This window comes from Pseudomonas sp. NCIMB 10586 (assembly GCF_023127895.1).
Lineage (GTDB): Bacteria > Pseudomonadota > Gammaproteobacteria > Pseudomonadales > Pseudomonadaceae > Aquipseudomonas > Aquipseudomonas synxantha_A.
This window is the reverse complement of record NZ_SPKQ01000052.1, coordinates 20,167-30,416: the sequence shown is the minus strand read 5'-3', so window position 1 is coordinate 30,416 and position 10,250 is coordinate 20,167. Positions and strand designations below refer to the sequence as shown.

The window sequence follows — 10,250 nt, the reverse complement described above, 5'->3', positions numbered from 1 at the left end:
TTGCCCCACCACTCGGCACCTCGCCCAGGCTCGGTGTGCCCGTAATCCGCCATGGACTTGGGGGGCCGCCGCCACGCGCCATCCATGGCGCGGGGCAGCTAAACCGGCATCCCTGCCGGTTTACCCCCCAAATCCCTGTCGAATTCCGGCCAGCGTGGTTTGACGGGGCGCTTAAGATCAAAAGCAGAGCAAGATCAAGAGCGGCTCGCTTCGCATCGTGGTTACGGTCGGCATTCAAGGCGCCGGCATGACCCGCAGCCGCTTCACCATCGGCACACACGCCAGCACCAACCCCGAGGGTGAGTGATACACCGCCTGCTCATCCCCCACATAACCACACGAGCGGTAGAAACTCTCCGCATTCAAGGTGGCGTCCAGCACTACCTTTTCAATCTCCATCTGCCGTGCAATGCCCTCCACATGCGCAAGCATCGCCTTGCCATAGCCGCGCCCAGTGAACGCAGGCCGCACGAACAACGCTCCCACCTCATGGTGGTCAGGATCGAGCATACCGGTAGCGACAGCTTCACCGTTCACCCAGCCCAGGTAGAACGGTTTGTCCATCAACACGCTGTAGCCATCACTTGCGCAACCTCGGGTCCAGAGCGCCATTTGCTCCGCGCTGTAGGCGCCAATGCACTGACCGCGAATGGCGTCACGGCGAATCTCGAACGCTCTGTCGGCGTCGTCTGGCGTAGCTCGTTTTATCTCCAACACTGCCTGTTCCTTCCATGACTTCAAATTGCCATTAGCCCATTTGTGCTAATCGACCCTGCCCGCCTGCGGCGCTATATTCCTCGGCACTTCCAACGCTTCCTCAGCACCGCGCATTCATTGCGTGCGGGTTTGTTGCGCGCTGGAAAAACCAAAACAATCCCAAGGAAGACGCACCATGAAACTCCACTCCCCTGTTACTCGCCTTGCCCTGCTGGGCGCCTTGATCATCGGCGTCGCCGGTTGCAGCAATATCAAGCCCACTGAAGATCACCTCAAGAAGCTGTCGGAAACCAACCTGGGCGAGCCGGTTAAACGTATTTCCAATGTGCGCAGCGATTCCATGACCACTTACTATGTCGCCAACACTGCGTCCGGCGAATACAACTGCTCCGTACCAAGCGGGGCCAGCGGCGGTGCATTTGCGATCGCCAGTTTTGGCCTGATGAAACCTGCCGCCTACTGCCAGCCAAAAGGCGCACGTGGCAACGGGCTGACACCGTTCATGCAGTAACTTTTTCCTGGCTGAGGTCACGCAACCTGCCGCGCAGTTCCGCAGGGCGCACCGGTTTGGACAAGATGGCGATCTGACGGTCGTGCAACGCGGCCTGGATTCTCTCCACGTCGTGACCGGTGAGGATCAACGCCGGCACCGCCCAACCGCGTTGCTGGCGTAGCTCGTCGATGCATTCAATGCCAGTGGCGTGATTACCCAGGTCGTAGTCGGCGACGATGATATCGCAGTCGCTGACCAGCCCCTTCCCACTCGACTCAGCCTGCACCTGGCACCCCCATCGCTCCAGCAGCGCCTGGGTGGCAAGCAGCACGTTGTGGTCATCCTCCACCAGGCATACTTTCAGACCGGTGAGCAGACCGGCCTGGCGCACATCGTCGCGCAGCGCCAGTTGACGCGGCGCGGTGGCCAGGGCCAGGCCGTGCAGGCTCACCGAGGTGCCCTGGCCCAACCGCGAACGCAGGCTCACCTGCATCCCCATCAATTGCCCCAGGCGCTTGACGATGGACAGCCCGAGGCCCACGCCTTCGACATCCTTGTCACGCAATTGGCGCACGCGATAGAACTCTTCGAAGACCTTTGACAGATGCTCCCGTGCAATCCCTCGCCCCTGATCATGCACCTCTATGACCAAGCCGTTTTCACGACTACGCACGCCGATCAGCACTGGCCGCTGCGCGCCGTACTTGAAGCAATTGGAGAGCAGGTTTTGCACCATGGTTGCCAACATGCCCGGGTCCACCCGTACCCAGTGAGTGCAGGGGCGCAAGCGCAACTCCACGCCGGCCCAGCGTGCGGCCTCGGAATTCTGACGCACCAGGTCGGCGAGAAAGTCGCCCAGGTGGATCACCTGGTATTTGGGCAACAGGCGACCGTTGTCGAGGGTGTAGAGGTCGAGGATCGAACGGAACAGTTGCGACACGTTGAGCAGCGAGCGATCGATATTGTCCACCAGCCGCCGCTCGTCATCCCCCAACCGTGCTTCGCGCAGGCAGGCGGTGAACAGGCCAATGGAGTGGATCGGCTGGCGCAGGTCATGGCTGGCTTGGGCGAGAAAGCGGGATTTTTCCAGGTTGGCGGCAATGGCTTGTTCCGAAGCCTTGCGCGTGCGCTCCAGAAGGATATGGGCGTACACCGGGATCACCGTGCTGGTGATCATCAGCATCAACACCATGAACGGTTGCGCCTGCCACAGCGGCGTAAGCTGGTACACGATCAGCAGCGCCAGCAACGCCAGCCCCGTGGCAATCGCCAGGTAGCGCGACCCATAGCGCATCCCGTTGCCCAGGTTCACCCAGACCATCACCGCATACAGCGGCAACGCCGCCTCACCACCCACCACCAGGCCGAACGACGTACCGGTGTAGTCGTGGATCATGCCGAAGATGCGCCGCGCCGGGTAATGCCCGGGCCAACGTGCGATCACCTGGCGCAACACGATGAACGCCAGCAGGAACCCGAAGATATACAGGATCACCGGCAGGTAGGTGTCCAGCGACTGCCCGGGCAAAAAACCCAGTACGCTGATATACACAATGGCGATGGTGGCCACCACGATGCGCAGGTTAGCCTGATCGAGTTCGGAGTTGGTCTCGGGACTCATAGTCATATCCTTGACAGATCATCTTTGGAAAAGGGGCCCTCGGCCCGCTGGTAAAGTAGCATGCCTCGACACCACCTTGCCCCAGGAAGGAGCTCACCATGACCGGCCGGATCATCATCGCCGACGACCACCCGATGTTTCGCGAAGGCATGGCGCGCACCGTGCGGCGCCTGCTGCCCGATGCCCAGGTGCAAGAGGCCGGCGACCTGGCCACGGTGAATGCGCTGCTGTGCGAGCCGAGCGAAGTCGACACTCTGATCCTCGACCTGCGCTTCCCCGGCCTGACTTGCATCAGCCAACTGGCCGAACTGCGCCAGCAACTGCGGCGCACAACGTTGATCGTGGTGTCAATGGTCGACGACCCGGCGCTGATCGAACAGGTGATGGCCCTGGGCGCCGACGGTTTCATCGGCAAGAACATCGCCCCCGACGACATCGGCCAGGCATTGCTGGCGATTCGCGCCGGCGAAGTGCTGGTCAAGTTCGCGCCTTCGGGCCTGCTGCCGCTGGACACCCACACCCTCACCACCCGCCAGCAGGAAGTGCTGCGCCTGATTGCCCAGGGCAAGACCAACAAGGAAATCGCCAAGGCCCTGGATATTTCGCCGTTTACCGTGCGCATTCATGTGTCGTCATTGCTGCGCAGTTTGAATGTGCCGTCGCGGGCGGCGGCGGCAGTAAAGTATTCCGGGGAATTCTAGGTCGTCCAAATGTGGGAGGGGGCTTGCTCCCGATGGCAGTGGGTCAGTCCAAGATGCGTTTACTGACACTCGCTCATCGGGAGCAAGCCCCCTCCCACATTGGACTGAGTCGCATCAGTCAGGCCTGCGCTCTGCATCCGATATTTCAGTTGAACCTCACACCTTCCCCTCCAAGCAAATGGCCTTGCTGTGCCATAAGCTCGACGTTTCTTTATGATGTTGCCTTTCGCTCAACGCCCTGGAACCACCCATGCCCACCCTTACCCTGCGTACCGCTCTGCCCACCGACGCCCACCGCTGCTTTGAAATCGAAACCAGTGCATACGAAGGCGACGAAGCCGCCACCCTGGAAAAAATCACCACGCGCATCGCCCAGTATCCCCAGGGCTTTTTGATCCTGGAGGCGGATGGCGAAATCGCAGGTTTCATCAATTCCGGCTGTGCCCACAATGTGGTGATGTCGGATGAGGCATTCAAGGAGTTGGTAGGCCATGTGGCCGAGGCGCCGAATGTGGTGATCATGTCGGTGGTGGTCGACCCGGCACATCAAGGCAAAGGCTATGCAAAAAAACTGATGACCGCGTTCGTGCAGCGCATGGCAGCAATGGGCAAGCAGACGATTCACCTGATGTGCAAGCACCAGCACGTGCCGTTGTACACCCGCATGGGCTACACCTATGTGCGTCCTTCGCCGTCGGATCACGGTGGGATGGCGTGGCATGAAATGGTGAGAACTGTCTAAGAAAGGTCATTACATAACTGTTTCCAATCGTGAAACAAGCGCACACCACTGAGCCGTCAAATGTATTTCTACAAATGAAAACCTGAGAACCAACGACGCTTTCTTACATCCAGCCTGACTCTGCTGCCCCTTTTGCCGGATTGCACCTATCGCCACTCTCACTATTTGGAAACCCGCGACCACAGCGGTTTCACTCGGTTACATTCACCCGAAATGGGCCGCATTGAGCGACTGCTCATGGCGCTGTAGCCTGCGAAACGCCGAGCCGGGACCACGTCCTGGCGGGTCAATATCCCAGCTATCAGAGAGGTGCAATCGTGTCTTCAATCAATGGTTCCAGCCCATCTTTCCCTGCATACCAACCCGTTGACAACGGCAGGATCGACAACGACAAAGCCAGATACAACCCCAAGGAAGAAAACCAGATTGGGGACGATGCAGAAGTGTCCGATGGCAAGGGCGGCTGGAAGAACATCGGCGACGAATACAGGGCCCACGCCAACCGTAGTCGGCTGGATCAGAACTTCCTGCCTGCGGACGAAAAGGCCGTCGACAACTCTCAGGTCAACACTGCCCGCAGCCAGTTAGATCGCAACTTCCTGCCGTCGGACGAAAAGGCCGTTGAAAACGCTCCAGGCAACGCCAACCGTGACCCCATTGATTTCGAAATCAAATCCGATGGCAAGGGCGATTGGGTCAAGGCGTAACACTGCAACCGGCTGTTTGCGGTCCAAACCGTTGTGCCTCCCCATGGCATTGCCAAACACCCGCTTGCCATGGGGGGGTTCGAAAGTGTGGGTATCGGCTAACGCGTCACCAACTGCCGGAAGCCCCTCCGCCACCACTGGAACCACCGCCACCGGAGGAACTGTCACTGGAGCTGGAACTGCTGGAACTCGAACTGGAGCCGCTACCCGATCCCGTCCCTTCGCCGACCTTGCCGAAGATGATCAGCGCGACAAACGATGCGATGGGAAACGCCAACAGCCAGCCGTCGCGGCCGCCGTCAATCACCCACCCTGCCACCACGTACACGACTACCGCCGCCAGCAGTCGCACACTAAAACCTGCACGGCTGGTGCGCCAGGTCTCTCTCATGATCAGCAGTAGCACCAGGTACAACCCCAGCACCACCAAGACGCCCAGTGGCCACAGCAGCCAATGGATGAAACTGACGTCCACGTACTGGTTTGCCACCACCAACCCGAGGATATAAGCCAGCAGCCCGATTACGCAGTAAAACAGCGTACGCACCTGCCACAGCGCGCCGAATATCGCGCCGCCTATCAACAGCGTCAGCGGCATGACAAACAGGAACATCGGCCACTCGCGACCGCCCGCCAGCAGCGTCAGCAACAGCGTGGCCGCCACGGTGACGATCAACGCCCGGCGCCAATGCAGCTTGCCGGCAGCGACCGCCACGCCGCCCAAGCCGCCCAGGATAAACGCCACCAGCAACGCGATAAATTGAGGGTTGATCCCGGCGCCCGCCAATGGCGGTAAGTCACCGCCGTCCACCAGTACGGTCAATGCGTCCACGCCCTGTTGCACACCGCCGGCAAAATCACCTTGGCGAAACGCCGGGGTGATCTGTTCTTCAATAATGCGATGAGCCAGCAGGTCGGTGACGATGCCTTCCAGGCCGTAGCCCACTTCAATGCGCACTGCGCGATCAGCCTTGGCCACTACCAGCAGGATGCCATCGTTGACGTCCTTGCGCCCCAGCTTCCAGGCGCGAAACAGTTGGTTGGCATAGTCTTCGATAGCGGCGCCGCCCGTGGTCGGCACCAGCAACACCGCGACTTGCGCGCCTTTGCGCGCTTCAAGGTCGCCAAGCTGGTTTTTAAGGCGCTGGGTGGTGGTTGCGTCGAGGGTGTTGGTGAGGTCAATCACCCGCTGGTCGAGGGCGACCCCGATCGGTGAAGTGTCCGCCTGGGCTATGCTCAGCACGCCCAGGAGCACCAGGGCCAGCAAACCCGAGACCTTTTGACGCCAATTCCCTATCATGTTTTGTTACCTGAGGTTTCTTCCTTAAGCTGCCGACTTTACCTTATCGACGTATAACGCGTGACCCCAGGTGCGCGACTATCTAAACTGCGGCCTTACCCCGCATAGCAAATTGCCAGCTACGAGAACGCCATGGACCTGCGCTACCGCAACAATGTGAATGTGATGGGCGACGGTCCTTCGACGCTGGTGTTTTCCCACGGCTTTGGCTGCAATCAAGCGATGTGGAACCAGTTGGCGCCGCACTTTAGCCAGCGCTTTCGCGTGGTTCTCTACGACCTGGTCGGTGCGGGCCGGTCGGACCTCAGCGCGTTCGACAAAGCCAAATACCTGGCCCTGGACGGCTACGCCCGCGACCTCAACGAGATTATCGACGCCTATGCCCAAGGCCCGGTGATCCTGGTGGGCCACTCCGTCAGCGCGATGATTGGCACCCTCGCCGACCGTTTTGTCCCTGGGCGTATTGCTGCGCACGTGATGATCGGCCCATCGCCGCGCTATATCGACACTGACGATTATGTTGGCGGCTTCAAGCGCGAGGATATCGACGACCTGCTCGACACCCTCGACAGCAACTACTTGGGCTGGTCGAGCGCGATGGCCCCGGTAATCATGGGCGCGCCGGACCAACCGGCACTGGGTGAGGCGTTGACCGAGAGCTTTTGCCGCACCGAGCCGGACATCGCCAAGCAATTTGCCCGGGTGACCTTCCTTTCGGATAACCGCCAGGATGTAGTGGGCCTGACCACTGCGGTGTTGATCCTGCAATCGACTGACGACCTGATCGCCCCCGTAGCCGTGGGTGAATACCTGCACCGCGTGCTGCCCAACAGCACTTATTGCCTGGTGGAGAATGTCGGCCATTGCCCGCATATGAGTGCACCCCAGGCGTGCGCAGCGGCAATGGACCGGTTCCTGGCCCCCTGGGCGCCTGCCGATGCCTGCTGAGTCGCTATTCGACAGCGCCGCCTGCGCCCTGGCCGTAACCCACGAAGACGGCACGATCCTGCACGTCAACCCGCGCTTGAGCGACTGGCTCGGGTTCAGCGCCGCTGCGCTGCAAGGGCGACGCTTCCAGGACCTGCTGACCATGGGCGGGCGGATTTTCTACCAGACCCACCTGGCACCGATGCTACGCATGCACGGCAGCGTCACCGAAGTGAAGCTCGACATCCGCCATTGCGCCGGGCACAAAGTGACCGTATTACTCAATGCCAACCAGCGCCGGCAGGCCGACGGCGTGGTGCATGACCTGGCACTGTTCGGCACCACCGACCGCGACAAATACGAGCGCGAACTGCTCAATGCACGCAAGTTGGCCGAAGCGCTGCTCCAGGAAAAAACCGCCACCGAGATCGCCCTGCAACAGGCCCAGGCCGAACTCAGCGCGGCCTATGCGGTTGCCCAGCGCCGGGCGTTGTTTGCCGAACAAATGGTGGCGATTGTCAGTCATGACTTGAAAAACCCCCTTACCGCCATCCGCATGGCTTCGGACTTTCTGCAGCGCGGCGAGCGCACGGCCAAGGAGCGCCAACTGCTGGGGCATATCGGCCAGTCAGCCGAACGCGCCCATCGCATGATCGCCGACCTGCTGGACTTCACCCAGGCACGGGTCGGCCAGGGCATCACCATCAAGGCGGTGCCGCTGGATTTGCACGGCGTTATTCAACATGCGGTGGATGAGTTGCGGGTGGCCTTTCCCAGGGCCACGCTGGTGCATCAGGCCGAAGGCAACGGCCAGGCGTGCCTGGATGCCGACCGAGTGCAGCAGATGATCGGTAACCTGGTTGCCAACAGCGTGGCCTATGGCGACCTGCTGCAACCGATCACCATCACCTCGCGCCTGGGCGACAACGCCTGCGCGGTCGCGGTGCACAACCATGGCCTGGCGATTCCCGAAACACTGCTGGCCGGGTTGTTCGAGCCCATGACCCGTGGCACCGACCAGGGCAGCGATGTGCGCAGCGTCGGCCTCGGCCTGTATATCGTGCGCGAACTGGCCAAGGTGCATGGTGGCGATGTGGCGGTGACGTCCTGCGCCACGGCCGGTACTACGTTTACCGTGACGTTCTAGGCCAGGTATGCGGCGCCCTGCATGATCGGCTCGACACGGCCGGTCAAGATCACCCCGCCCTGCCCGTCCCACTGCACCGTGACCGTGCCACCGTCGCATTCGACCTCCACGCTGTCATCGAGCAACCCGCGCCGAATCCCATTGACCACCGCGCCGCAGCAGCACGAACCGGAGCCCAACGGCACCGCGCCGCCACGCTCCCAGATGCGCAGGCGGATACGGCCACGGCTCAACACCTGCACAAAATGCACATTGGTCTTGGCCGGGAACAGCGGGTGGGCTTCAAGCGCCGGGCCCACCGCCGCGACATCGATGGCAGCGATGTCTTGCACAAAAAACGTGCAATGCGGGTTGCCCATGCTGCAGGCCGCCGGGTTACCGTCCATGGGCAGCACGCGGGTGTCCATCGCCTCGGCCAGCGGCACCGCCGCCCAGTCCAGCGACGGCGCGCCCATGTCCACCGACACGCGCTGCCCGTCGACGCGTGTGCACGTCAGCAAACCGCGGTCGGTGCGTAATACGACGGTGTCGATGCCGGTCTCGTGCATCAGGCGGTCAGCCACCCCGCGAGTCGCGCTGCCGCAGGTTGGCAGCCGCGTGCCGTCGGGGTTCCAGAACTGGACATGTGCGACGGCGTCTCCACAGTCGAGTATCACCGCCAACTGATTGAAACCGATACCCGAGCGGCGGTTGCCCAGGCGGGCGGCGACCTGTGCAGTGATGGGGTTGTCCTGGCCACGGCGGTCGATGATGATGAAGTCGTCGCCATGGGCGTGCATCTTCACGAATGGCAGGGTCATGGGGCGCAGGTCCTGTTGTCGAAGTGAAGCAGTTCTAATAACACTGTAGGAGCAAGCTTGCTCGCGAAAATAGTGAAGACCACACGTTTTACCTGGAACTACGCGTTATCGTTGACGTTTTTCGCGAGCAAGCTCGCTCCTGCAAAGAGTTGATGACCATGCTTATCGTATTCAGCGGTCTGCCCGGCAGCGGCAAGACCACGGTTGCCAGGGAACTGGCGCGACAGACCGGCGCGGTTTACCTGCGTATTGATGTGATCGAACAGGCGCTGCGCGATGCTGCCGTATTGGCGGGGGATGTAGGCGCCAGCGGCTACAGCGTGGCCAATGCATTGGCGCTGAGCAATTTGCGCCTGGGGCATCGGGTCATCGCCGATTGCGTGAATCCGGTCAGGGAGAGCCGCCAAGCCTGGCAAGCCGTGGCGACGACAGCGCAGGTTGAACTGATCAATATCCAGGTGGTGTGTGCTGATCAGCACGAGCATCGGCGCCGTGTGGAAAGCCGCGTGGGCGATGTTCCCGGTCTGGCGCCGCCGACCTGGCAGTCGGTGCTGGTGCATGAGTATGAATGCTGGGATGAGCCGCCGTTCAGGCTCGATACGGCGCAGAGGACGCCCGCTGAGTCAGTTGCAGCGATCCTCGCCCATCACCAGTTTTTTCCCGATAACACCGGTTCAGTTGGGGAAGTTGCCGCGCAACGCCTCCAAGCCACCGCTGTAGACGCCGGCAAATAACTCCTCCACCGCCGCATCCGTGGTGCCCGCTGCCGGAGTGAACACGCCGGACCAGGTGACTTTCGCCGACGACTCGGTCAGCGCTTCAACCTGCACGGTCGCCAGATACGCGCTCACCGGAAACGGCGATTCTTCAATCGTGTAGCTGTAAATGCGCGCCACGTTATCAAAGGTCTGCAAACGCTCGACGATCTGGCCGCCGTCAGCGGTGGTCAGGTGACGCACACGGCCACCTTCGCTCGGCTCGCTCTTGGCGATAAAGGGCAGCCAGTCGGGCAGGCTGTTGAAGCCGCCAATCAGTTGCCAGACCTGGACGGCTGATGCCGGGATTTCAATTACTGAAGACGCTGTTGCCACGATA

The 10,250-nt window shown here is 61.2% G+C and carries 12 protein-coding genes; 7 read left to right on the top strand and 5 right to left on the bottom strand.

From position 1 onward, the window contains the following. Positions 1–234: 234 nt before the first annotated feature. Positions 235–717, bottom strand: coding sequence for a GNAT family N-acetyltransferase (locus tag E4P01_RS27020; RefSeq protein WP_216091582.1), 483 nt, complete (start codon positions 715–717; stop codon positions 235–237). A 175-nt stretch (positions 718–892) separates the two neighbouring features. On the opposite strand from E4P01_RS27020, the gene E4P01_RS27015 reads away from it, so the two are divergent. Continuing rightward, positions 893–1,228 (top strand): hypothetical protein, encoded by a 336-nt coding sequence (locus E4P01_RS27015; RefSeq protein WP_032880773.1) that lies wholly within the window; start codon positions 893–895, stop codon positions 1,226–1,228. Here the strand turns inward: E4P01_RS27015 and E4P01_RS27010 are convergent. Then, a complete protein-coding gene (locus tag E4P01_RS27010) occupies positions 1,218–2,831 on the bottom strand; it encodes a hybrid sensor histidine kinase/response regulator (RefSeq protein WP_248130189.1) in 1,614 nt (537 codons plus the stop codon). The two genes, E4P01_RS27015 and E4P01_RS27010, sit on opposite strands and share 11 nt — an antisense overlap. A gap of 98 nt (positions 2,832–2,929) precedes the next feature. On the opposite strand from E4P01_RS27010, the gene E4P01_RS27005 reads away from it, so the two are divergent. The 3 genes from E4P01_RS27005 (at position 2,930) to E4P01_RS26995 (ending at position 4,981) form a co-directional block, all read left to right on the top strand. Beyond that, on the top strand, positions 2,930–3,532 hold the full coding sequence (locus E4P01_RS27005) for a response regulator transcription factor (protein WP_032880771.1): 603 nt from the start codon (positions 2,930–2,932) through the stop codon (positions 3,530–3,532). 250 nt (positions 3,533–3,782) lie between these two features. Next, positions 3,783–4,274, top strand: coding sequence for a GNAT family N-acetyltransferase (locus E4P01_RS27000; RefSeq protein ID WP_032880770.1), 492 nt, complete (start codon positions 3,783–3,785; stop codon positions 4,272–4,274). Between the two features lie 317 nt (positions 4,275–4,591). Next, complete coding sequence (locus E4P01_RS26995; RefSeq protein ID WP_032880769.1) at positions 4,592–4,981, top strand: hypothetical protein; 390 nt, start codon at positions 4,592–4,594, stop codon at positions 4,979–4,981. 106 nt (positions 4,982–5,087) lie between these two features. Here the strand turns inward: E4P01_RS26995 and E4P01_RS26990 are convergent, their stop codons facing one another. Further along, the gene (locus E4P01_RS26990; RefSeq protein ID WP_216091584.1) at positions 5,088–6,281 is read right to left on the bottom strand and encodes a YgcG family protein; all 1,194 of its coding nucleotides are present in this window, start codon (positions 6,279–6,281) and stop codon (positions 5,088–5,090) included. A gap of 132 nt (positions 6,282–6,413) precedes the next feature. On the opposite strand from E4P01_RS26990, the gene E4P01_RS26985 reads away from it, so the two are divergent. Both E4P01_RS26985 and E4P01_RS26980 read left to right on the top strand, forming a co-directional pair. Continuing rightward, positions 6,414–7,229, top strand: coding sequence for an alpha/beta hydrolase (locus E4P01_RS26985; RefSeq protein ID WP_216091585.1), 816 nt, complete (start codon positions 6,414–6,416; stop codon positions 7,227–7,229). Beyond that, complete coding sequence (locus tag E4P01_RS26980) at positions 7,219–8,355, top strand: PAS domain-containing sensor histidine kinase (RefSeq protein ID WP_248130187.1); 1,137 nt, start codon at positions 7,219–7,221, stop codon at positions 8,353–8,355. The genes E4P01_RS26985 and E4P01_RS26980 overlap by 11 nt, the downstream gene beginning before the upstream one ends. On the opposite strand, the gene dapF is transcribed toward E4P01_RS26980, so the two are convergent. Beyond that, complete coding sequence (gene dapF / locus E4P01_RS26975) at positions 8,352–9,155, bottom strand: diaminopimelate epimerase (RefSeq protein WP_078821173.1); 804 nt, start codon at positions 9,153–9,155, stop codon at positions 8,352–8,354. The genes E4P01_RS26980 and dapF overlap by 4 nt on opposite strands. A 158-nt stretch (positions 9,156–9,313) precedes the next feature. Here dapF and E4P01_RS26970 point away from each other — a divergent pair, with 158 nt between their 5' ends. Next, positions 9,314–9,889 carry an AAA family ATPase gene (locus E4P01_RS26970; protein ID WP_248130185.1) on the top strand — a complete coding sequence of 192 codons (576 nt, stop codon included), beginning with the start codon at positions 9,314–9,316 and terminating at the stop codon, positions 9,887–9,889. Here E4P01_RS26970 and E4P01_RS26965 read toward each other — a convergent pair. Then, a complete protein-coding gene (locus E4P01_RS26965; RefSeq protein WP_216091587.1) occupies positions 9,830–10,246 on the bottom strand; it encodes an SRPBCC family protein in 417 nt (138 codons plus the stop codon). The two genes, E4P01_RS26970 and E4P01_RS26965, sit on opposite strands and share 60 nt — an antisense overlap. Positions 10,247–10,250 lie beyond the last annotated feature (4 nt).